Origin of the sequence: Nocardioides sp. AX2bis, assembly GCF_902506435.1 — a bacterium.
Lineage (GTDB): Bacteria > Actinomycetota > Actinomycetes > Propionibacteriales > Nocardioidaceae > Nocardioides.
The window spans coordinates 173,605-196,311 of the sequence record NZ_LR733215.1; the positions used below are offsets into that span (position 1 = coordinate 173,605).

Sequence of the window (22,707 nt, forward strand, 5' to 3'; positions counted from 1 at the left end):
ACGAACGTGTGGCAGCGGCGCGGGACCGCCTCACCAGGCCCGTTCGCCCGGCAGGGTGTGCGCCGCCCCGGGCCGCACCATCAGGATCTGGTCGACGCCCATCCGGCCGTCGCGGAAGGCCATCGACCCGCCGACGAGGTAGAGCCGCCACACGCGGACGACCTCCTCGCCGACCAGCTCGGTCAGCCGCTCCACGTTGGCCTCGAAGCGCTCCAGCCAGCCCGCCACGGTCAGCACGTAGTGCTCGCGCAGGGCGTGCACGTCGCGCACCTCGAGCCCGCCGCGCTCCAGCATCGCGACGGTCTCGCCGACCGGGCGCATGTACATGTCGGGGGCGATGAAGGACTCGATGAACGGGCCGCCGCCGGGCCACCTGCCGGTGCGTGACATCTGCTGGATCAGCACCCGTCCGCCCGGTCGGACCGCCCGGCACAGCACGGAGGCGTACGTCGGGTAGTTGTCCTGCCCGACGTGCTCGCCCATCTCCAGCGAGCCCACCGCGTCGTACTCCTCGCGGGGGGAGGGGACCGCGTCGCGGTAGTCCTGGAGGCGGATCTCGACCCGGTCGCCCAGGCCGCGCTCGGCGATCCGGGCGTCGATGAACTTCTTCTGCTCGGCCGCGATCGTCACGCCGGTGACCTGGGCGCCGAAGTGCTCGGCGGCGTGCAGCGAGAGCGAGCCCCAGCCGCAGCCGACGTCGAGCATCCGCATCCCCGGCTCGAGGCCGAGCTTGCGGCAGACCAGGTCCAGCTTGGCGCGCTGCGCCTCCTCCAGGCTCACGTCGGGCTTGACGTGGTAGCCGCTGGAGTAGGCCATCTGCGGGTCCAGGATCAACGAGTAGAACTCGTTGGACAGGTCGTAGTGGTGGCTGATCGCACGCCGGTCGCGCAGCTTGCTGTGCAGCCGGCCCTTGACCTGCGCCTGCGAGTCCGGGGGGCCGGGCGGCAGCCCGATCAGGCCCAGCGCCCGGAGCTCCTTGACCGCGGTCAGCACCGCGCCGGGCGTCACCCGCGTCCCGGTCAGCTTCCGGTCGCGGGCGACCTGGAGGGAGTAGGTCAGCGCCCGGTCGAGGTCCCAGCCGTCCTGCTCGGGCACGTCGAGCTCGCCGGTGACGTAGGCCTGGGCGGCCCCCAGCTCGCCGGGGTGGCGCAGCAGGCGTCGTACGGCCGCCGGCGAGCGCAGCTCGACGAGGGGTCCGGCCGCGTCGCCGGCCTCGGAGCCGTCCCAGGCCCGGAGCCGGACCGGCAGCGGACCGCCGAGGAAGGGCTCGACGACGGCGGCGAGCCGCTCGGCGAGGGAGACGGCGGTGCTCACGAGTGCTGCTCCTTGGTCCAGACGAGCTGGTTGACGTCGATGTAGTCGGCGGCGAAGCCCGCGCGGGAGTACTCCAGGTAGAAGTGCCACATCCGCAGGAAGGTCTCGTCGAAGCCGAGCGCGAGGACCTCCTCGCGGCGGTCGGCGAAGGTCTCGTCCCACAGCCGCAGGGTCTCGGCGTAGTGGCGACCCATCGAGAGCCGGTCGCCCAGGCACAGCGAGGTGTGCTCGCGGCTCAGCTCGTCGAGGACCTGCACCGATGGCAGGAACCCGCCGGGGAAGATGTACTTGTTGACCCAGGTGTAGGTGTTGCGGGTGGCCAGCATCCGGTCGTGCGGCATCGTGATCGCCTGGATGCCGGCGCGGCCGCCGGGCACCAGGGAGCGGTCGATGGTCTCCAGGTAGGTGCGCCAGTACTGCCACCCCACCGCCTCGATCATCTCCACCGAGAGCACCACGTCGTAGGTCCCGCTCACCGCGCGGTAGTCGACCAGCTCGACGTCGACGCGGTCGGTGAACCCGGCGGCGGCGACCCGCTCGCGGGCCAGCTTCTGCTGCTCGCTCGACAGGGTGATCGTGGTGACCTGCGCGCCGCGGCGGGCGGCGCGGATGGCCAGCTCGCCCCAGCCGGAGCCGATCTCGAGCACCCGGGTGCCCTCGCCGACCCCGGTCACGTCGAGCAGCCGCTCGAGCTTGCGGTCCTGGGCCGGCTCGAGGTCGGCGGCCACGGGGCCGCCGTCCTCGCCGGCGCGGGGGGCCAGGGCGCGGTGGTGCGGGCCGACGGCGTCGAGGGCCGTGACGTGCTCGGCCTCGAAGAGCCCGCTGGAGTAGCTCAGCGTGGGGTCGAGGAACAGCTCGAACATGTCGTTGGAGAGGTCGTAGTGGTGCGCGATGTTGCCGCGCGTCTGGTCCTCGGTGTTGCGGTGGAAGGCCGGCGGCCGGGCGACGTAGAGCGCGCGCAGCTTCTGCAGCGGGCGCGGCACGAGGTCGGCCATCTCGGCGGCGAGGACGGCCAGGAACCCACCCAGGTCCTCGGCCTCCCAGACGCCGGTCAGGTAGGCCTCGCCGAACCCGATCAGGCCGTCGCTGCCGACCCGGGTGAAGAACTCCTCCGGTCGGTGCACGACGGCGACCGGGCCGCCGCGGCCGAGGGTCTGCGCCGGGCGGCTCGCCGTGGCGGCCAGCTCGACGGTGACGTCGAGGCGGCGCAGCGCGGCGGTGAAGATCCGGCGCGCGAGCCGGGAGGCGACGCGGGCCCGGGGGCCGGTCGGCACGACGTCGAGCCCGGGCCAGCGGCCGGGGCCGCGGTCGGGCCCGGGGAGGTCGGGCGAGGCGAGGTTCGCGGCGCGGGGGGCTGACGACCGGCGGTCGGGGGCGAGGGTCATCGGACACCTTCCTGGTGGTGCGCGGGGCGCGGGCGGATCGGCAGGCGGCGCAGCCACAGCCAGATCCCGTGGGCGTGGATGAGGACCGATCCGCGCAGGGCCGCGGGGGCGGCCTTGCGGGCGGCGCGACGCTGGTCGTCGGGCAGCCGCCGGCCGTCGAGGGAGGCGCTGAAGCGCGCCCCGTCGTCGGTGCTCAGGGTGACCGCGACGTGCAGCCGCTCGTCCGGCACCGGCACGGCCAGGTCGTACCACCCGTCGGTGCCGTGGAACGGCGAGACGTACATCGCCTTCTCGGTCCGGGCGCGGCCCTGCTCGTCGGGGTGCACGACGTACGCGTGCCGGTCGCCGTAGGTGTTGTGCACCTCGACCACGGTGGCGGCCAGGGCACCGGCGGCGTCGAAGCACCAGAAGACCGAGATCGGGTTGAAGACGTAGCCGAGGGCACGGGCGTTGGCCGTCATCAGGACCTGGCCGCCGCGCAGCCCGCCCTCGGGCACGGCGCCCTCGCGGTCGAGGAACGCCTCGACGTTCTCGCGGATGGTCCGCTCGGGGTCGCCGAGGTGGTCGCGGGCCTCGAAGCGGCCCAGCAGGCCGTGGTCGGGGAGGTCGTCGAGGTCGACCACCCAGGTCCGGGTGCGGTGGGTGAAGGAGCGCTGCCACGGGCGGCGGCGCGTGTGGCGCACCGTGGTCTCGAAGACGCCGGTCAGCTCCCGGCGCTCCCGGGCCGCGGCGGCGCCGGGCGCCTGCTCGGCCGTGGGCCAGGTCAGGCCGACCCGCTCGGCGGCGGCCAGGCCGGAGCGCGCGCCGTCCTCGTGGAAGCCCCATCCGTGGTACGCCCCGGCGAAGGCGACGCGGTCGCCGGAGACCTCGGGCAGGCGGGCCTGGGCGGCGACCGACTCCGGGTTGTACAGCGGGTGCTCGTACTCCCGCCGGGCGATCACCGCGGCCGGGTCGACGACGTGCTCGCCGCCGAGCGTGACCAGGTAGTGCGTGTCCGTGGGCAGCCGCTGCAGGCGGGTGAGGTCGTAGGTGACCATCACCTCGCCCGGTCGTGCGTCGGCGTCGAGCGGTCGGCGGAAGTTCCACGACGCGCGGGCGTCGGTGGCCGTCGGCAGCAGCGAGGTGTCGGTGTGCAGCAGCGCGGTGTTGGCGGAGTACGGCATCGCGGCCAGGACCTCGCGCTGGAGCGCGGTCGGCTCGGCGAGCATCGCCAACGCCTGGGACGGGTGCGTGGCGACCACGATGGCGTCGTAGGTGCTGACGTCGCCGTTGCCGTCGGTGACCTCGACCCCGTCCGCGGTCTCGAGCACCGAGGTGACCTTGGCGCCGAGGCGGACGTGCTGGAGGTGGGTGGCGACCTTCTCGACGTAGGCGTGCGAGCCGCCGGTGACGGTGCGCCACTGCGGGCTGCCGAAGATCCCGAGCATGCCGTGGTGCTCGAGGAACGTGAACAGGTAGCGGGCGGGGTAGTCGAGCGCGACCTCGGGGTCGCACGACCAGACGGCGGCCACCAGGGGCTCCATGAAGTGCCGCACGAAGTAGGCGCTGAACCGCCCCTGGCGCAGGAACTCGCGCAGGGTGACGTCCTCGACCACCGACGGCTCGGACGGCGTCCGGGCCCGGGCCACGACGGCCTTGGCCTGACGGTGGAAGCGCGGGATCTCGGCGAGCATCGCCAGGTAGCGGGGCCGGGAGAGGTTCTCGCGCGTCGGGAACAGCCCGCGCCGCCCCAGCGCCCCGGCCCACTCCAGGCCGGTCTGGTCGTCGCGGATCGACATCGACATCTCCGAGGGCTGCGTGGCCACGCCCAGCTCGGCGAACATCCGCAGCAGCACCGGGTAGGTGCGGGGGTTGTGCACGATGAAGCCGGTGTCGATGCCGAGCACCTGCTCGGTGCCGTCGGGACGCCGGTCGGTCACCTGGTGGGTGTCGGCGTGTCCGCCGAGGCGGTCGTCGGCCTCGTAGAGCGTGACCTCGGCGGTGCGCGAGGCGACGTACGCCGCGGTCAGGCCGGCGACCCCGGAGCCCACGACGGCCACGGAACCCGGGGCGACCGGGGTGGTGCGTACCTCCATCAGGCGGTCTCGAGCGGGACGTACGCGACCGGCTGCGTCGTCGGGCGCGCCGACCCGCCGGCCGGCTCGACCGTCACCCCGATCGCCTCGGCGTCGGTGGCGTCACCCTCGAGGAGCACCGTGCTGTCGGCCGCCGTCATCAGCCCGGCCGGCTCCATGTCGCCGTCGATCCGCAGCCACAGCTGGTAGACCTCCGAGCTCGGCAGCGCCGGCATGTTCTGGGTCATGATCACGGCCTGCCCGAGCTCACGCGATCGGACCACCGTGGCGGTGGCGGAGCCGTCGACCTCGGGCAGGTCGGTGGCGTGGGTCTCGGCGTCCGAGGCCGCCAGGACCGCCTCGGTCGGGTCGGGCAGCGCCTGCACGACGGCGGGCTCGTCGGCCCACGGCTGGGCCACCACGGCGCCGACGCCGACCGCGGCCACGACGGCGGCAGCGGCGACGGCGAGCAGCAGCGGGCGCCGGCGGCGGTTGCGGTGGGCGGCGAGGTCGGCGACGCCGGCCGGGGGGACCACCGGGGGGAACGGGCGGACCTGGGCCACGTCGGCCAGGACCCGGGCACGCAGCGCGGCGGAGGGGGTGGTCATGGTGGTGGTGGCCAGCTCGGCGCCGGCCTCCTGGAGGCTCGCGACCTCGGCGCGACAGTCGTCGCAGAGCGCGAGGTGCTGCTCGAACTGGGCGCGCTCGGCGTCGTCGAGAGCATCGATCGCGTAAGCGCCGGACAGCGCGTGCACGTCGGTCATGCTCTTGCTCCTTCTTCCGGTGTCTGGCCCACCCCGAGGGCGTCGCGCAGGCGGATGAGGCCGTCGCGGATGCGGGTCTTGGCGGTCCCGATCGGTAGGTCCAGCATGCCGGCGACCTCGGTGTGGGTGTAGCCACCGAAGTACGCCAGCTCGAGGGCCTCGCGCTGGATCGGGGTCAGCGTGCGGAGCGCCCCGCGGACCCGGCGCGCCTCGAACGAGGCGTGCGCCTCGTCGGCGGTGGAGTCGTGCGGGACCGTGTGGTTCTGGTGGTGGTAGCTCTCGTCCCGGCGGCTGGCTGCCTCCGCGGAGCGGACCCGGTCCACCGCACGGCGGTGGACCAGGGTGAGCAACCAGGAGATGGCGCTGCCCTGGTCGGGGTCGAACCTGGCCGCGGTGCGCCAGACCTCGAGGTAGCCCTCCTGGACGACCTCCTCGGCCTGGGCCGGGTTGCGGACGACCCGCAGCGCGAGCCCGAAGGCCCGCGAGGAGGTGGCGTCGTAGAACACCGCGAAGGCCTGGTCGTCGCCGCGGGCGGCCTGCTTGAGCAGGGCTCCCAGCTCGGCGGTGGTGACCGGGCCCGGGGGGGCCGGGGTGGTGGAGCCGGACGACGGCACCTCCGCTGAGGAGGTGCCGCCGCCCAGTGGCTCGATGGGGTTCACCGGTCCATCCTGCCGTGTCGGTCGTGCTCGCGCACGAACAACCCGATCAGGCAGCCGGCATCAGGACCTGGTCGATCACGTACACCGTGGCGTTCGCGGTCGGGATGTTGCCGCAGAGGACGGTCGCGTCGCCGCTGTCGCCGTTGGCGACGGTGACGCCCTCGTCGGCGTTGCCGGTGATGTCGAGGGTGTCCTGGTTCAGCGTGTCCTGGGTGCCGGCGATCTCGTCCGGGCCGAGCTGCTCACCGATGACGTGGTGGGTCAGGATCTGCGTGAGGAGCTGCTTGTCGGCGAGGACGGACTTCAGGGTCTTCGGCGGGATGGCCGCGAAGGCGTCGTCGGTCGGGGCGAAGACGGTGAGCGCCTCGGCGTCGTTCAGGGTGCCGACCAGGTCCGCGGCGGTGGCGGCCTCGACGAGGGTGCCGAGCAGCGGGTTGGTGCTGGCGGCGGTGCCGACCGGGTCCTGGACCATGCCGTCGAACGAGCCGGGGCCCGAGGTCGGGATGGCGCTGCAGGCGTCACCGAAGGTGTCGGCACCGGCGCCGGCGGCGGCCTCGGACTCGGCGGGCTCCTCGGAGGGGGTCTCCTCCTCGGCCGGGGTCTCGGCCTCGGAGGGCGACTCGGAAGCGGTGTCGCTGCTCTCGGTCGAGGTGGCGTCGTCGCCGCAGGCGGCGAGGGTGACGGAGAGGGCGATCGCGGAGGCCGCGAGGCCAGCGTTACGGCGGATGTTCGTGGTCTTCATGGGGGTGCCTTTCCTGCGGGGGTTTCTCGCTGATGTCGGGTGTAGTTCGGTGCGGGGGGTGGGACGGATTGGTCGGATCGGGGGTGGGTGGAGAGTTTTTCCGTCCCGGTCCGACCGGGATCAGTCGGAGACGGAGATCTGCAGCAGGTGGATGCCGCTGGAGCCCTCGGGGAAGGGCTGCGCGACCTCGGTGATCTGCGGCTCGCCGTCACCGTCGGTGACGCGGGCCGCCACGGAGTGCAGGCCGGGCGTGGCGTCCCAGCGGTAGAACCACTGGCGCCAGTAGTCGTTGTCGACGTCCGGGCCGAGCTCGGCCTCCTCCCAGCCGCCGTCGTCGACCTTGACCTCGATCTTGGCCACGCCGCCGCGCGTCTGGGCCCAGGCGACGCCGCCGACGATGACCTCACCGGGCGCGACCTCTTCCGGGAGGCCCTGGGGCGTGTCGATGCGCGCCGAGGGCTTGATGGGGGCGTCGGTCGCCCAGTCGCGCTGCGTCCAGTACGCCTCCTGGGCGGCGTAGGTGGTCAGCGTGATCCGCTCGATCCACTTGGTCGCGCTGATCATCCCGTAGAGGCCGGGGATCACCATCCGGGCGGGGAAGCCGTGCTCGCGGGGGAGCGGCTCGCCGTTCATCCCGATCGCCAGCATCGCGTCGCGGCCGTCGGTGGCCAGCTCGAACGGGGTCGAGATGGTCATCCCGTCGACGTCGGTGGAGAAGAGCTGGTCGGCCTTGGTGTTGTCGATCCCGGCCATCTGCAGCAGGGACATCAGGGGCACGCCGAGCCAGCGCGCGCCGCCGACGAACTCGCCGCCGACGCTGTTGGACACGCAGGTCAGGGTGATGTCACGCTCGATCAGCTCCATCGCGGCGATGTCGTCGAAGGTCAGCACGACCTCCTGGTCCACGTCGCCGTCGATGGTCAGGGTCCAGTCCTCGACGTCGACGATCGGGACGTCGAGGCGCGTGTCGACGCGGTAGAAGTCCTCGTTCGGCACCTGGAGCGGGGTGATGTCGGGGTAGGTCCGCTCCAGGCCGGCCGGCAGGGCCGGGAGCGGCTGGGCGGCGGCGGGCAGCGTGACGTCGGCGGGGGCCGAGCGGAGCCGGCCGACCAGGCGCCCGGCGCCCGCGAGGGCGGCGGCGAGGACGACCATCGATCCGGCGCCGAGGAGCACCCCGCGTCGACCGACGCCGGGGGACGGGGAGGCGCTGCGCGCGGCGCCGTCGTCGGCGGCGGTGGCGGGTCGGGCGCGGCGCGCCAGGCGGTCGAGCAGCGCCAGGGCGGCCACGCCGACCACCGCGGTGGCCACGGCGGGCACGACGTCGACGGCGCCGGCGCCGGCGTTGGTCAGGGCAGCGGCCGCCGCGATCGCGACGAGGACGACCAGCAGGGCCGCTCCGAGGACGAACCGGCGACGGGCGAGCACGCCGGCCAGGCCGGCGAGCAGCAGCACGCCGACGATCACCGACCCGATCAGGATCGCCTTGTCGGCGGCGCCGAAGGTGCGGATGGCCCACTGGGCCAGGGGGACCGGGGTGCGGTCGATGACCGCGGAGCCCACGGCGAGGACGGGTGAGGAGGCGGGGGAGGTGAAGGCGGCCACGAGGTGACCGGCGCCCATCCCGACGAGGGTGGCCAGCACGCCGAAGGCGGCGTAGGCGGAGCGGGATCTCATAGGTGGTGTTCGGAGCGGAGGGCCGTTCGGATGGGCCTGCGGGCCCGGGGGTGCGGGCGGTGGCCGCCGGCTCGCAGGGTCGTAGGATGGGCGACCGCGAGAGCGGCCCCGACGGAGCCGCTCGCGGTCGTCCGGCCCGCGTTCTTGGGGGGAGCATCCGTGTCCGAGGAGCTGGTGGAGCGCGAGGTCGCTCACGAGCAGGCCGTGGTCGACACGGTGTACCTGCGTCTCGACGAGGCCGGGGTGGCCGCCCAGCGGCTGGCCCGGGAAGGTCACGAGCGCGGTCGGATGGGCCACGAGGGCGGGCTCGTCGAGCGCGACGCGATGGTCTTCCAGGCCGCCCGGCGGATCGCCCAGCTCGACGCGGCCCGCGAGGGCCTGGTCTTCGGCCGGCTCGACCTGGACCCGGCCACCGACCCCGAGCCCCGCTACATCGGCCGGCTCGGCCTGCGCGACGCGGACCGCGAGTCGCTGCTGGTCGACTGGCGTGCCCCGGCGGCGGCGGTGTTCTACCAGGCCACGGCCGCCACGCCGTCCGGCGTCGTGCGCCGCCGGGTGCTGCGTTCGGCCGGGCGCACCGTGGTCGGGGTGGAGGACGAGCTGCTCGACACCGAGGCCGCGGCCCGGCTCGAGGCCGAGGGCGTCGAGCTGCCGGTCGTGGGCGAGGGCGCGCTGATGGCGCAGCTCTCCCGCGCCCGGGACCGGACCATGCACTCGATCGTGGCCACCATCCAGGCCGAGCAGGACGAGGCGATCCGCGCCCCGAGCCGCGGCGTGGTGACCATCTCGGGAGGCCCGGGCACCGGCAAGACCGTGGTCGCGCTGCACCGCGCGGCGTACCTGCTCTACTCCGACCGGCGGCGCTACGAGACCGGGGGCGTGCTGGTGATCGGGCCCAGCGGCGTCTTCATGCGCTACATCGAGCGGGTGCTGCCCAGCCTCGGGGAGACCGCGGTGGCGCTGCGCTCGCTCGGCGAGGTCGTCGAGGGCGTCGTGGCCTCGCGCCACGACCTCCCGGCCGTGGCCGACGTCAAGGGCTCCGCACGGATGGCCGAGCTGCTGCGCCGGCTGGCGCGGGAGCCGGTCCCCGGCGCCCGGGAGACCTTCCGGACGTTCTGGCGCGACGACGTCCTCGAGCTCGGACCGCAGCAGCTCACGCGCGTCCGCCGCCAGCTGATGGGCCAGGGCTACCGCAACCGCCAGGTCGACCGGGTCGCGCCGGCCCTGCTCGACGCCCTGTGGCGCCAGGTGCGCAGCGACCGCGGTCGCGAGCGCGGCCGGGAGGCCTTCGACGACGACCTGCTCTCGCTGCCGGACTTCGTCGACTTCGCCGTCGGCTGGTGGCCGCCGCTGCACGCCGTCGACGTCCTCGGCTGGCTGCGCGACCCCGAGCTGCTGGCCCGGGTCGGGCGCGGCCTGCTCGAGGACGACGAGCAGCGGCTGCTCACCAAGTCGTGGGGCGACCACCCCGTCGCCACCGTCGCCACCGCCGCCAAGGGCGCCCTGTCGGTGCAGGACGTGGCCCTGCTCGACGAGCTGCGCTACGCCCTCGGCGACGTGCCGGCGCTGGCCCCGGACCGCGAGGACCCGATGCGGGCGGTCGACCAGGCCCTCGAGGGCCGCGTCGACCTGCAGGAGCTGACCACCGCCGCGGACCGGGAGTACGCCCCCTCGGGGCGTGCCTGGGCGGCGCCCACGGCCAGCATCGAGGACGACGGGTACGCCCACGTCCTCATCGACGAGGCCCAGGACCTGACCCCGATGCAGTGGCGGATGGTCGGACGGCGGGGGCGGACGGCGTCCTGGACGATCGTCGGCGACCCCGCCCAGTCCTCGTGGCCGGTCCCGGCCGAGGCCGAGGAGGCGCGCCGGGCGGCGCTGGAGCGCAAGGCGGTGCACGCCTTCCACCTGTCGACGAACTACCGCAACTCGGCCGAGATCTACGCCTACGCGGCCGCCTACGCCCAGCGGGTCGGCCTGGACGCCGACCTGCCCACGGCGGTGCGGTCGACCGGCGTCGACCCGCGCGAGGTCGTCGCGGCCGACGAGGAGCTGGAGACGGTGGCGCGGCGCGAGGTCGCGTCGCTGGCCGAGCAGGTGAGCGGCACCGTCGGCATCGTCGTGCCGGCCGCCCGCCGCTCCGAGGTCAACGCCTGGCTGGCCTCGTGGGACGAGCGCGCCGACGACGCCCGCGGCGCCCGGGCGGCCGTCGACTCCTCCGTCGCGCCCTCGGGCGAGGACCGGGTCGTCGTGCTGACCGGCCTCGACACCAAGGGACTCGAGTTCGACGGCATCGTCGTCCTGCGCCCCCAGGAGATCGAGGACGAGTCGGTCACCGGCCGGGCCACGCTCTACGTCGTGCTGACCCGGGCGACCCAGCTGCTGACGACGGTCGGCTGAGGCGGCCCGGGCCCTTCCCCAGGAGCGCGACCACCAGCAGGGCGGCCACGACCACCATCGAGGCCACCGCGGCGCCGACCACGCCGTCGGCGTACCCCGCGGGCGAGGGGTCGGCGCGGCGTACGGCCGTGGCCAGGCTCCCCAGCAGGGCGACGCCCAGGGCGATGCCGAGCTCGGCGGCGGTCTCGGAGACGCCCGAGGCGCTGCCGGCCCGTTCGGGCGGCGCCGAGCCGACCATCCGGTCGGTGCACAGGGCCGTGACCACGCTGACGGAGAAGGCGGCCAGCGCGAAGCCCGCCATCAGCGGCGCGACCTCGCCGCCGCGGGCGGTGGCGGCGATCACGGCGAAGCCGACGAGCCCGACCACGAGCCCGGCGGCGACGACCGTGGCCGGCTGCGCCCGGCGTACGGACCAGGGCGCGACGACCGAGCCGACCAGGCCCAGCGCCACCGCAGGCAGCGTGGCCAGGCCCGCGTCGAGCACCCCGAGCCCGTAGCCGTTCTGCAGCAGCTGCAGCAGGAGGTACTGCAGGCCGGCGAAGCAGAACAGCGCCCCCAGGTGGGTGACCACGGCCCGGGCGAAGGCCGCCTCCGAGACCATCTCGACGTCGAGCACCGGCGTGCGCAGGCCGCGCTGGCGGCGCACGAACACGACCCCGGCCGCGACGCCGACGACCAGGGCGACGGCCGCGGCGGGGGACGGGCCGTCGGCGGCGGTCTCCTTGACCGCCCAGACCACCGGGACCACGGCGCCGAGCGAGAGCACCACGCTGGCCGGGTCGACCGGGTCGGGGTCGACGGCGGTGTGCTCGGGGAGCAGGAACGGTCCGACGAGCAGCAGCAGCACCATCACCGGCACGCCCATCAGGAAGACCGAGCCCCACCAGAACCGCTCGAGCAGCACCCCGCCGACCAGGGGGCCGATCGCGCTGCCGACGCCGAGGCTGCCCATCCACACCGCGATCGCGGTGGTGCGCTCGCGGGGGTCCTCGAACATCGTGCGGATCAGCGACAGCGTCGAGGGCATCAGGGTCGCCCCGGCCACGCCGAGCAGCGCGCGCGCCGCGATCAGCAGCTCGGGGGTGGGGGCGAACGCGGCTCCCACCGACACGACGCCGAACACCGCCGCGCCGACGAGCAGCAGTCGACGCCGACCGGTCCGGTCGCCGAGGGTGCCCATCGTGAGCAGGAGACCGGCGATGAGGAACCCGTACACGTCGACGATCCACAGCAGCTGCGTGGGCGACGGGTCGAGGTCGCGGGCCAGGACCGGCGCCGCCAGGTGCAGCACGGTGACGTCGAGGGCGATGATGATCGTGGGCAGCGCCAGGACCGCCAGCCCGAGCCACTCCGTACGCCCGGCGCGTCCCGGCGCCCCGACCTCGCTGCTCATCTCGGTGCCGATCATCGCAGCCCGGGGCCGAGGACCGTCCGGCCGCCGTCACGGCCCGCCGTCGCCCAGCCCTAGGCTGGCCCCATGCCTGACGCGACCGACGCCCGTGCCGCGATCGAGGCGCTGCAGGGGCACGAGGCGTGGGCGATCATCCGGCGCTCGACCCGGACCGGCGACCGCGACACCGTCGGCCTGGTCGGCGGGCGACGCTCGGTCGTCGCCTCGCTGCTCGACGTCCCGCTCGAGGACGGCCCGCCGGCCCCCGGCCGCACCGCCGACCGGTTGCTGGCCGTGCCGTTCCGCCAGGTCGCCGAGCGCGGCTTCGAGACCCACGACGACGGCACCCCGCTGGTGGTGGTCGACGTCGAGACCGAGCAGGAGTTCTCGGTCGCCGAGGTCGTGGCCGCGATCGACGACGTCGAGGTGACCTTCGCCGACCGGGGCGGGTTCGAGACCGACGACGAGACCTACGCCGGCCTGGTCCGCACGATCATCGACGAGGAGATCGGCCAGGGGGAGGGCGCCAACCTCGTCGTCGGCCGGCACTACCGCGCGCAGGTCGAGGACTGGGGCCCGGCCCGTGCGCTCGCGGTGTTCAAGCGGCTGCTGGAGCGCGAGCGCGGGACGTACTGGACCTTCTGCTTCTTCACCGGCGACCGCTACCTGATCGGCGCCACCCCCGAGCGGCACGTCAGCGTGCACGACGGCGACGTCCGGATGAACCCGATCAGCGGCACCTTCCGGATCCCCCGCGACTCGGACGCCGCCGGCCAGGCCGACCTCAAGGCCGGCCTGCTGGACTTCCTGCGCGACGAGAAGGAGGTCTACGAGCTCTTCATGGTGGTCGACGAGGAGCTGAAGATGATGTGCGACCTCTGCTCCGAGGGCGGGCAGGTCCTCGGGCCCTTCCTCAAACCGATGAGCCGCCTGGTCCACACCGAGTACCTCCTCGCCGGGCGCAGCGCCCGCGACCCCCGCGAGATCCTGCGCGACACGATGTACGCCGCCACGGTCACCGGCTCCCCGGTCGAGAACGCCTGCCGGCTGATCAGGAAGTACGAGACCTCGGGACGCGGCTACTACGGCGCGGCCCTGGCCGTCCTGGGCCGCGACCCCTCCGGGGGACCCGTGATGGACAGCCCGATCGTGATCCGCACCGCCGACGTGGACCTCGAGGGCAACCTCACCGTGACCGCCGGCGCCACGCTGGTGCGCGACTCCGACGCCCACTACGAGGTGGCCGAGACCCATGCCAAGGCCGGTGGGATCCTCTCGGCCTTCGGCCTCGTGCCGCCCGCGCCCACCCCGCAGGTCGACGTGGCCGAGCTGGTCGCCGACGAGGACGTCCTGCTGGCCCTGAACGCCCGCAACCGGCGGCTGTCCGGCTTCTGGCTGACCGACCAGGACGACGCCGCGCCCGACCCGCGCCTGGCCGGGCGGAGGGTGGTCGTCCTGGACGGCGAGGACGACTTCGTCAACATGCTGCGCCACCTGCTCGCGGTGATGGGCCTGGTCAGCGAGGTGGTCCGGCACGAGGACCTGCCGGCCGACCCCGGGGCGTACGACGGGTTCTTCGACGCCCACGACCTGGTCGTGGTCGGTCCCGGTCCGGGCGACCCGCGCGACGACGGCGACCCCAAGATGGTGCGGCTGCGGGCCGCGGTGACCGCCCTGCTCGCGCAGCAGAAGCCGTTCCTGGCGATCTGCCTGGGCCACCAGGCGCTGTGCCACGAGATCGGCGTCCCGCTGGCCTACAAGGACATCGTCTTCCAGGGCATCCAGTCCCCGGTGACCGTGGGCGGCCGGCGCGAGCGGGTGGGGTTCTACAACACCTTCGTCGGGCGACCGGACTCCTCGACGGTGCTCCCGGACGGGGTCTCGGTCGACGCCGACCCGGACACCGGCGACGTCGACGCGCTGCGCGGACCGCACTACCGCGGCATCCAGTTCCACGCCGAGTCGATCCTCACCGAGCACGGCTACGACCTCGTGCACGGCCTGGTCGTCGACCTGCTGGAGCCCGTCCTCGGGGACTGACGTGCCCGACCCGGCCCCGGCGCCCCCCGGACGCACCGTGCCCGACGTGGTGGTCGTCGACCACCACGACTCCTACACGCACAGCCTGGTGCACCTGGTCGCCGCCGTCACCGGTGTCCTTCCCACGGTGGTGCAGCACGACGAGACCGACGCCGCCACCGTGCTCGCGCACTCTCACGTCGTGCTCTCGCCGGGCCCCGGGCACCCGGACGTGCCGGCCGACTTCGCGGTCGGGGCGGCGGTGCTGCGCGGGGCGGCCGCGACCCGTACCCCCGTCCTCGGGGTCTGCCTCGGGATGCAGGGACTGGTCACGACCTACGGCGGCCGGGTCGACCGCGTCCCGCCCGGGCACGGGGTGCTGGCCACGGTCCGCCACGACGGGGCGGGCGTCTTCGCCGGCGTGCCCGACGGGTTCGACGCGGTGCGCTACCACTCGCTGGCCGCGGTGGAGCTGCCCTCCTGCCTGCGCCGCACCGCGGTCGACGAGCGGACCGGGCTGACCATGGGCGTTGCGCACGTCGACCTCCCGCAGGTCGGCGTCCAGTTCCACCCCGAGTCGGTGCTCACCGAGCACGGCGCCGCGCTGGTCTCCGGCTTCCTGGGGCTCCGGTGAGCCCGGCCGAGGCGCTCGCCGCGGTCGGGGCCCACCCGCGCAGCGCCTGGCTGGACGGGCCGTGGACCGACGGGCCCTGGCTCGGGCTGCTCGACGACGCGGACCCGTCGCTGACCTACGACGCCGCCACGCGCACCGTCACCCGGCACGCGGGCGGCCGTGCCGACGCGGTCGGCGACGACCCGTTCGCGGCGCTCGAGGACGCCCTGGCCGACGGGCCCGCGGACGCCCGGTGGGTCGGGTGGGCGGGATACGCCGCCCGCCCGGACCTGCCGGCGCTGACCGGCTGGACCGGCGGGCTGCCCGACGCGGTCTGGATGCGGCCCTCGCGCTGGGTGGCGGTCCGCCCCGACGGGGGTCGTGTGCCCCAGCACGGTCCCGGCGCCGTCGTGGGGCACACGACCTCCCCGGACGCCGAGGGGCCGCCGGGCGACGACGTGCCGGCCTGGTACGCCGCCGCGTTCGCCGAGGTCCAGGAGCAGCTCCATGCCGGCAACACCTACGAGGTGAACCTGACCTACCGGGAGGACCTGGCCTCCGACCGCGCACCGCTCGAGGTCTACGCGGCGCTGCGGACGGGCAGCCCCGCGCCGTACGCCGCCCTGGTCCGCCACGACCTCCCGGGCGCACGCGGCTGGATGCTGGGCTCGTCGCCCGAGCGGTACGCCCGCGTCGAGCTCGCCGCCGACGGGTCGCGTCGGATCGAGACCCGGCCGATCAAGGGCACCCTGCCCCGCGACGCCGACCCGGTGACCGACGCGGCGCTGGCGGCGCGCCTGGCCGCCGAGCCCCGCTTCCGCGCCGAGAACCTGATGATCGTCGACTTGCTGCGCCACGACCTGGCGGTGGTCGGGGAGCCGGGGTCGGTGGAGGTGCCGTCGCTGATGGCCGTCGAGTCGTACCCCGGGGTGCACCAGCTCGTCTCGACCGTCCGCGCCCGGCTGCGGCCCGAGGTGACGACGGTCGGGGCGCTGCGCTCGCTGTTCCCGGCCGGGTCGATGACCGGGGCGCCGAAGCGCCGCACGATGGAGGTGATCGGCGCCGTGGAGGGCTCGCCCCGCGGCCCGTACGCCGGGGCGGTCGGCTGGGTCGGCGCCGACGGCCGGGCCGACCTCGGCGTCGTGATCCGGACCCTGACCACCGCCGGCGACGACCGGTGGCAGCTCGGGACCGGGGGCGGGGTCACCGTGCAGTCGACGGCTGCCCAGGAGTGGGAGGAGTCGCGCTGGAAGGCAGCCCGGCTGCGGGCGGCGCTGCTCGGGTGAGCCTCAGCCGTCGACGGTCTCCGGCATCAGGTCGGCGCCGGGGTCGAGGGTGAGCGGCTGGCGGTTGCCGGGCAGCGTGAGCACAAAGCGCGCGCCCCCGGCGGGGGAGGAGGTCACCTCGACGTCGCCGGAGTGCCGGTGGACGGCCTGCTGCACGATCGACAGCCCCAGGCCCGAGCCGGGCATGGACCGCGACTCCTCGGCCCGCCAGAAGCGCTCGAAGACGTGCGGGCGGTCGCGCTCGGCCACGCCCGGGCCCTCGTCGTCGACGGTCAGCACGCCGTCGCGCATCCGGGCGGTGACGGTGCCGCCGGTGGGGCTCCACTTCGTGGCGTTGTCGAGCAGGTTGGTCACGGCGCGTTCCAGGGTGGCGGCGTCACCGACCACCCACCACGGCTGGACCTCGACGTCGAGGCGGATCGAGGGGGCGCGCAGGCGTACCCGGGCCACGGCGTTCTCCACCACGCCGGCGAGGTCGACGGGCTCGACCGCGGGCCGGACGCCGTCGTCGCGCGCGAGCTGCACGAGGTCGCCGATCAGGGTCGTGAGCTCCTCGATCTGCGCGCGCACGTCCTCGATCAGCTCGCGGCGCATCTCCGAGGGCAGCGCCGGGCCGAGGTCGCCCGACTCGGCCTGGCTGAGCAGGTCGAGGTTGGTGCGCAGCGAGGTGAGCGGGGTGCGCAGCTCGTGCCCGGCGTCGGCGACGAGCTGGCGCTGCCGGTCCCGGGAGGCGGCGAGGGCGGCCAGCATCTGGTTGAAGGCGGCGGCCAGGCGGGCGATCTCGTCGTCACCCTCGACCGCCATCGGGGTCAGGTCCTCGGTGCGCGCGATGTGCTCCACCGACCGGGTCAGCCGCCGCACGGGTCGCAGGCCGTTGCTGGCGACCGCCCACCCGGCCGCGCCGGCCACCGCGACGCCGAGCAGCCCGAAGACCAGCATCACGGTGCCCAGCCGGGCCAGGACCTGCTGCTGGGAGTCCAACGACTGCGCGATCAGCAGGGCCGTGCCGGCCTCGGGCGAGGGCACCGCCGCGATCCGGTAGTCCTCCCCGGTGGTCGCTGCGACGGTGCGCAGGCTGGAGGACCGCGCGCCCTCGGCGACCTCGACCTCGGGCGGCGACTGGCCCAGCGACAGCGGCGGCCCGTAGTCGTAGGTGTGCACCCGCACGTCGTCGGAGTAGAGGAACGCGATCCGGACGTCGGCGGCGCCGAGCGCCGCAGCCGGCACCTGTGCGGTGGTCAGCTGGGACAGCGTCGGTGAGGAGGCGGCCTGCTCCGCGCGGGTCATCAGCGACTCGTCGAGCGTGCTCTGCAGCTGCGAGCGGACGGTCATGTACGCCGCGTACGCCACGAGCGCGACCGTCAGGCCGACCGCCATGGTGGTCAGCCCGATCACCCGGCTGGCCAGGGACCGGCGGTAGCGCCAGACGCGCCGGCGCACCTCAGCCCGCCTTGAGGACGTAGCCGACGCCGCGCACCGTGTGGATCAGGCGGTGCTCGCCGGCCGCCTCGGTCTTGCGCCGGACGTAGCCGACGTAGACCTCGAGGGAGTTGGCGCTGGTCGGGAAGTCGAAGCCCCAGACCTCCTCCAGGATGAACGAGCGGTCGAGCACCCGGCGGGGCCGGCGCAGGAACATCTCCAGCAGCGCGAACTCGGTGCGGGTCAGGTCGATGCTGCGACCGGCCCGGTCCACCTCGCGGGTCGCGACGTTCATCGTCAGGTCGCTGAAGGCCAGCACCTCGTCGTCCTCCCCCGGGGTGGGCGTGGTCCGTCGCAGCAGCGCCCGGATCCGGGCCAGCAGCTCCTGGAGGGCGAACGGTTTGGTGAGGTAGTCGTCGGCGCCCGCGTCGAGGCCCTCGACCCGGTCGCCGACGGCGTCGCGGGCGGTGAGCACCAGCAGCGGCACGTCGTTGCCGGCCGCCCGGAGCGCGCGGGTCGTCTCGAGGCCGTCGAGCCGCGGCATCATCACGTCCATCACGACCACGGCGGGGTCCGTCTCGCCGATCACGGCCAGCGCCTCCGCGCCGTCGGCGGCGAGGCGGACGGCGTACCCGTTGAACTCCAGCGAGCGGCGCAGCGACTCCCGCACGGCGCGGTCGTCCTCGACGACCAGCACGCGCGGGCGCTCGGCGCCGGGGGTGCTGCTGGCGGGGGTGCTCACCGCTCCACTCTGCCAGCCGGGGCTGAGGTGTGCCTGAGAGTCGACGGTACGGCCCGCCTCGTGCTGCCGGTGCTGCTGGACGGGAGCCGGACCGGGGTGGCGTTGGTCTAGCATCGCGCTCGTCAGCGGGTCCTGCTCCGGGCCCCGGACACGGGGGGACGTGCATGGCTCGATCGGACCGACCGACCCTGGGGGGAGTCCCGGGCCGGCTCCCGATGCTGCTGTCGTCGGCGGTCGTGGTCGTGGTGGCCGCCGCGGTCGTCGCGGTGACCCGGACGCCCGGTGACCCGGCCGGGCCGGTGACGCTCACCCAGGTCGGGGCCGCCCGGGTCGGGGCCGCCCACGTTGGGGCCGAGACGACGCCCGGACAGGCCCCGGTGGCGTCGGTGGTGGCACGGGTGCTGCGGGTGCCGGAGCTCACCGGCGGTGGACGGCCGCCGGTCCTGGTCGGCCTCGACGCCTCCGGGTCGACCGACCCCGACGGTGAACCGCTCACCTACCGGTGGGACCTCGACGGCGACGGGCACCACGACGACGGGGCGCGGGCAGCTCCCCGGGTGCGGCTGACCGGCCGGGCGCCGGCCGTGGTCACGGTGGTGGTCCGCGACGGCACGGGTCTGACCGACGTCGCCCGCCTGCGGCTGCCCGGCGGCCCCCGGGGGTCGTGGCCTCAGAGGTAGCGGCGGGCCGCCCGCGCCGCGCGGGCGCCGTAGCCGCCGCCGAACAGGCAGGCGTGCACCAGCAGCGGGTAGAGCTGGTGGAGCGCGGTGCGGTCCTCCCACCCGGGCGCGAGCGGCGTGAGGTCGGTGTAGGCCTCGAGCAGGCGCTGCAGGTGCGGCAGCCCGAACAGCGAGAGCATGGCCAGGTCGGCCTCGCGGTGACCGGCGTACGCCGCCGGGTCGATCAGCCGGGTGCCGTGGGCGGCCCAGAGCACGTTGCCGTTCCACAGGTCGCCGTGCAGCCGCGCCGGACCCTCCTCGGGCACCAGCGTGGTCAGCCGCCCCACGAGCGCCTCCACCGAGGCGGCCTCGCGGGCGTCGACCGCGCCGCGGTCCCGGGCCAGCTTGAGGTAGGGCAGCACCCGGCGTACGGCGTAGAACTCCGCCCAGGTCGCGGCGGTGCGCTGGGGCATCGGCAGGCCGGCGATCCAGCCGTCGCCGTCGGGACCGCCGTACGCCGGGGCGCCCGCCGCGTGGGTGCGGGCCAGCCGGCGGCCGAGGTCGGCGGCGGCGTCGGTCGTGGGTCGGCCCGGCTCGACCCAGCGCAGGACCAGCGCGTCGTCGGCCACCGCGAGCACGTCGGGGACCTCGACCCCGCCGGCCGGCTCCGCCAGCCAGCGCAGGCCCGCGGCCTCGCGGGCGAACAGGCCGGGCGGAGGGGCGGTCATCGTCTTGACGAGCACGGTCGAGCCGTCCGAGACGCGCAGCTTGGCGACCGTCGCGACGTCGCCGCCGCTGACGGGGGCCGACGAGACGACGGCGACGCCGAGGAGCTCCTCGACGCGGCGCACGGCGGTGGTCCTCCTCATCCCGGGCGCTCCTCGAGCAGTGCGGGGAGGGCGGTCACGAGCACGTCGCTGACCCGGCGCACCATGCCCAGCACCTCCTCGAAGCCGTCGTCGCCACCGTAGTAGGGGTCGGGCACGTCCGCCCCGGTGCCGACGGGGTCCAGGGAGCGGAACAGCCGGACCCGGTCGGGCTCGTCGGGGCCCAGGGCCAGGGTGTCGCGCAGGTTGGCCGCGTCCATCACCAGCAGCAGGTCGTGGGTGAACCACGACGGGTCCGCGGGGTCGAGGTGGCGGGCCCGGTGGGCGGAGGGGTCCAGGCCGTGGGCGACCAGCGTGGCCGCCGCGCGGCGGTCCATCGGGTCGCCGGCGTGCCAGGCGCCGGTGCCGCACGAGGCGAGGGCGACGCGGTCGCCCAGCCCGGCCCGGTCCACGGCGTCGGCCAGGACGACCTCGGCCATCGGGGAGCGGCAGATGTTGCCCAGGCAGACCAGCGCCACGGAGTAGCGGCCGGGGACGCGTGGCTCCGGCAGCGCCGGCCCGGGGTGCTGCGACCCCGTCGGGTCGGTGCTCACGCCCGCTTCTCGGTGCCGAGGAGGGCGTCGAGAGCCCAGGTGACCACGGTGATCACGACGGCCCCACCGACCGCCGACCAGAAGCCGTCGACGCGGAACCCGAGGCCGAGCTGCTCGGCCAGCCAGCCCGTGAGCAGCAGCATGAACGCATTGATGACCAGCAGGAACAGCCCGAGGGTCACCAGGATCAGCGGGAAGGACAGCAGCTGGAGCACCGGCTTCACGAACGCCGACACGGCGCCCAGGATCAGCGCCACCGCCAGCAGCGGCAGGATCTTGGACTCGATCTCGGCGCTCCCCGAGCGCGGCCCGGTGAAGCGCAGCCCGTCCAGCAGGGCGGTCGCGGCGGCCAGGGCGAGGGCGGTGGTCAGCAGCCAGGTGAGGAATCGGGTCACCCGCCCATCCTCCCAGTCCTGGCTGAACGCCGCCTGAACCGTCGTCGCGGCCCCGCCGCCCGACTCCGGCGGGCGGGGTCAGCCGAGCCCGAGCGCCCCGATCACCTGCACCGCGGCGTCCTCGAGGTGGTCGCACAGGAAGGCGCCCGCGCCCTCGACGTCGTCGGCCTCGAGCAGCTCGACCAGCGCGGTGTGGCTCTCGGCCTGGTCGTGGGTGTTGCGGCGGATGCGGTCGACCTGGGCCAGCGCGAGCTTGAGCTCGGTCATCAGCGCCTCGGCGGCCGCCACCAGCCGGGGGCTGCCGGTGAGCGCGACGAGCGAGACGTGGAAGGCGAGGTGGTGCTCGTTGAGGGCGCGGAAGGAGTCGCCGGCCGCGACCGCGTCGGTGTAGCGGGCGAGGGCCTCGCGCACGCGCCGGCGGTCGACCGGGTCGGCGTCGCGCCACCCGCGGACGCCGGCACCCTCGAGCACCAGCCGGGCCCGGCAGACGTCGCGCACCGACGAGGCCGCCGGGCGGGCCACGCTGACGCCGCGGTGCGGCTCGCGGGTGGCCAGGCCCTCGGCGACCAGGACGCCCAGGGCCTCCCGGACGGTGGACCGGGAGACGCCGAGCGAGGCCGCCAGGGCGACCTCGCGCAGCGGGGTGCCGGACTCGACCTCGCCCTCGAAGACGGCGCGGCGCAGCTCCTCGGCGGCGCGGTCGACCGTCGAGGAGTGGTCGAGGTGCAGCGTGGCGAACGCCGTCGTCTGCCCGGGCATGCGTCCCATCATGCCCACCCGGCGAGGCGATTTGTCGCCCGGTGCCCGGCCGGGCACACTTGCCTTGTCTGATTGTCCGACAATCTGCGGCGGGAGTCGCGGGACAGGGGTGCTGCATGGCCGAGCTGACGTGGGGACGGCACTACGCCGCGGTGGAGCCGACGGCCTTCCGCGTCGACTACGCCATCAACCCGTTCATGGACCCGGCCGTGCAGCCCGACGCCGCGCTCGCCCACGCCCAGTGGACCGGGATGGTCCGCGTCCTGCGGTCGCTCGGCGCCCGGGTCGACGTCCTCCCGCAGCGCGACGACGCCCCGGACATGGTCTACGCGATGAACCTCGGCCTGGCCCTGCCCGGGCCCGCCGGCGACCGGGTCGTGCTGTCGCACATGCGCTACCCGCAGCGCCGGATGGAGACCGGGTCGGCCGCCGGCTGGTTCGAGTCGGCGGGGTGGAGCACGTCGTACGTCGGCCGCGACGGCGTCGGCGCGCACCTCGAGGCCGGGGACGCCTTCGCCTTCGGCGGCGACCTCGTCGTCGGGTACGGCCCACGCACCGAGGAGCTCGCCCTCAAGGCGCTGGCCACCGACCTCGGCCTGCGCGTGCGCGGGCTGCGGATCACCCACCCCGGCATGTACCACCTCGACCTGGCCTTCTGCCCGCTCGACGACCGGCGCGCGATGGTCTGCCCGGCCGCCCTCGACGACGCCTCGGCCGCGGCGCTCCTCGACCTGGTGCCCGAGCCGCTGGTGCTGACCGAGGAGGAGGCGCTCACCACCTTCTGCGCCAACTCCGTGGTCGTCGGCCGGACCGTGGTGATGCCGGCTTGCCCACCGCGTGTCCGCGCACAGCTGGAGGAGTGGGGCTTCGAGGTCGTGCTCGTGGAGGTCGGCGAGTTCCACAAGGGCGGCGGCTCGGTCCGCTGCCTGACCAACCCGCTCGACGTCACCGTCGGCCGCGAGCTGGCGCCGGTGCCCGGCGGCGAGGTCGTCCTGCCGGCCTGACCCCCGTAG

General features: G+C 74.9%; 20 protein-coding genes. 6 read left to right on the forward strand and 14 right to left on the reverse strand.

Translation table 11 applies throughout. From position 1 onward, the window contains the following. Positions 1-30: 30 nt before the first annotated feature. From GV155_RS00870 to GV155_RS00900, 7 genes are all read right to left on the reverse strand, one after another. Positions 31-1,314 (reverse strand): SAM-dependent methyltransferase, encoded by a 1,284-nt coding sequence (locus GV155_RS00870; RefSeq protein WP_160004395.1) that lies wholly within the window; start codon positions 1,312-1,314, stop codon positions 31-33. After that, the gene (locus tag GV155_RS00875; RefSeq protein WP_160004397.1) at positions 1,311-2,699 is read right to left on the reverse strand and encodes an SAM-dependent methyltransferase; all 1,389 of its coding nucleotides are present in this window, start codon (positions 2,697-2,699) and stop codon (positions 1,311-1,313) included. The genes GV155_RS00870 and GV155_RS00875 overlap by 4 nt, the downstream gene beginning before the upstream one ends. Then, entirely contained in the window at positions 2,696-4,774 is a 2,079-nt protein-coding gene (locus GV155_RS00880) for an FAD-dependent oxidoreductase (RefSeq protein WP_160004399.1), read from the reverse strand. Before GV155_RS00880 ends, GV155_RS00875 begins: the two co-directional genes overlap by 4 nt. Continuing rightward, entirely contained in the window at positions 4,774-5,517 is a 744-nt protein-coding gene (locus tag GV155_RS00885) for an anti-sigma factor (protein WP_160004401.1), read from the reverse strand. Before GV155_RS00885 ends, GV155_RS00880 begins: the two co-directional genes overlap by 1 nt. Continuing rightward, positions 5,514-6,176, reverse strand: a complete 663-nt coding sequence (locus GV155_RS00890; protein WP_328820778.1) for a sigma-70 family RNA polymerase sigma factor — start codon at positions 6,174-6,176, stop codon at positions 5,514-5,516. Before GV155_RS00890 ends, GV155_RS00885 begins: the two co-directional genes overlap by 4 nt. Before the next feature lie 46 nt (positions 6,177-6,222). Then, positions 6,223-6,918, reverse strand: coding sequence for a fasciclin domain-containing protein (locus GV155_RS00895; protein WP_160004403.1), 696 nt, complete (start codon positions 6,916-6,918; stop codon positions 6,223-6,225). Positions 6,919-7,038: 120 nt separating this feature from the next. Continuing rightward, the gene (locus GV155_RS00900; protein WP_160004405.1) at positions 7,039-8,592 is read right to left on the reverse strand and encodes a molybdopterin-dependent oxidoreductase; all 1,554 of its coding nucleotides are present in this window, start codon (positions 8,590-8,592) and stop codon (positions 7,039-7,041) included. A gap of 159 nt (positions 8,593-8,751) precedes the next feature. On the opposite strand from GV155_RS00900, the gene GV155_RS00905 reads away from it, so the two are divergent. Beyond that, entirely contained in the window at positions 8,752-10,992 is a 2,241-nt protein-coding gene (locus tag GV155_RS00905; protein WP_201300007.1) for a HelD family protein, read from the forward strand. On the opposite strand, the gene GV155_RS00910 is transcribed toward GV155_RS00905, so the two are convergent. Continuing rightward, positions 10,925-12,385, reverse strand: coding sequence for an MFS transporter (locus tag GV155_RS00910; protein WP_160004409.1), 1,461 nt, complete (start codon positions 12,383-12,385; stop codon positions 10,925-10,927). The genes GV155_RS00905 and GV155_RS00910 overlap by 68 nt on opposite strands. Before the next feature lie 84 nt (positions 12,386-12,469). On the opposite strand from GV155_RS00910, the gene GV155_RS00915 reads away from it, so the two are divergent. From GV155_RS00915 to GV155_RS00925, 3 genes are read left to right on the forward strand one after another with little or no spacing between them, the layout of a single operon-like run. Further along, positions 12,470-14,422, forward strand: coding sequence for an anthranilate synthase family protein (locus tag GV155_RS00915; RefSeq protein WP_160004411.1), 1,953 nt, complete (start codon positions 12,470-12,472; stop codon positions 14,420-14,422). Position 14,423: 1 nt separating this feature from the next. Beyond that, positions 14,424-15,035 carry an anthranilate synthase component II gene (locus GV155_RS00920; protein ID WP_236553791.1) on the forward strand — a complete coding sequence of 204 codons (612 nt, stop codon included), beginning with the start codon at positions 14,424-14,426 and terminating at the stop codon, positions 15,033-15,035. Next, a complete protein-coding gene (locus GV155_RS00925; protein WP_160004413.1) occupies positions 15,032-16,300 on the forward strand; it encodes an anthranilate synthase component I family protein in 1,269 nt (422 codons plus the stop codon). Before GV155_RS00920 ends, GV155_RS00925 begins: the two co-directional genes overlap by 4 nt. A 3-nt stretch (positions 16,301-16,303) precedes the next feature. Here GV155_RS00925 and GV155_RS00930 read toward each other — a convergent pair whose 3' ends face one another. After that, on the reverse strand, positions 16,304-17,740 hold the full coding sequence (locus GV155_RS00930) for a HAMP domain-containing sensor histidine kinase (protein ID WP_236553793.1): 1,437 nt from the start codon (positions 17,738-17,740) through the stop codon (positions 16,304-16,306). Position 17,741: 1 nt separating this feature from the next. Further along, the gene (locus GV155_RS00935) at positions 17,742-18,461 is read right to left on the reverse strand and encodes a response regulator transcription factor (protein WP_236553802.1); all 720 of its coding nucleotides are present in this window, start codon (positions 18,459-18,461) and stop codon (positions 17,742-17,744) included. A 164-nt stretch (positions 18,462-18,625) separates the two neighbouring features. Here GV155_RS00935 and GV155_RS00940 point away from each other — a divergent pair, with 164 nt between their 5' ends. After that, on the forward strand, positions 18,626-19,141 hold the full coding sequence (locus GV155_RS00940) for a PKD domain-containing protein (RefSeq protein ID WP_160004417.1): 516 nt from the start codon (positions 18,626-18,628) through the stop codon (positions 19,139-19,141). On the opposite strand, the gene GV155_RS00945 is transcribed toward GV155_RS00940, so the two are convergent. The 4 genes from GV155_RS00945 to GV155_RS00960 all read right to left on the reverse strand — a co-directional run bounded on the left by GV155_RS00945 (position 19,132) and on the right by GV155_RS00960 (position 21,694). After that, the gene (locus tag GV155_RS00945) at positions 19,132-19,989 is read right to left on the reverse strand and encodes a fructosamine kinase family protein (RefSeq protein ID WP_160004419.1); all 858 of its coding nucleotides are present in this window, start codon (positions 19,987-19,989) and stop codon (positions 19,132-19,134) included. The genes GV155_RS00940 and GV155_RS00945 overlap by 10 nt on opposite strands. Continuing rightward, a complete protein-coding gene (locus GV155_RS00950; protein ID WP_328820779.1) occupies positions 19,986-20,540 on the reverse strand; it encodes a low molecular weight protein-tyrosine-phosphatase in 555 nt (184 codons plus the stop codon). The genes GV155_RS00945 and GV155_RS00950 overlap by 4 nt, the downstream gene beginning before the upstream one ends. Beyond that, positions 20,537-20,935, reverse strand: a complete 399-nt coding sequence (locus GV155_RS00955; RefSeq protein WP_160004421.1) for a phage holin family protein — start codon at positions 20,933-20,935, stop codon at positions 20,537-20,539. Before GV155_RS00955 ends, GV155_RS00950 begins: the two co-directional genes overlap by 4 nt. 78 nt (positions 20,936-21,013) lie before the next feature. Then, positions 21,014-21,694, reverse strand: a complete 681-nt coding sequence (locus GV155_RS00960) for a GntR family transcriptional regulator (protein ID WP_160004423.1) — start codon at positions 21,692-21,694, stop codon at positions 21,014-21,016. Positions 21,695-21,810: 116 nt separating this feature from the next. On the opposite strand from GV155_RS00960, the gene GV155_RS00965 reads away from it, so the two are divergent. Then, the gene (locus GV155_RS00965) at positions 21,811-22,698 is read left to right on the forward strand and encodes a dimethylarginine dimethylaminohydrolase family protein (protein ID WP_160004425.1); all 888 of its coding nucleotides are present in this window, start codon (positions 21,811-21,813) and stop codon (positions 22,696-22,698) included. The last annotated feature ends 9 nt before the right edge of the window (positions 22,699-22,707 follow it).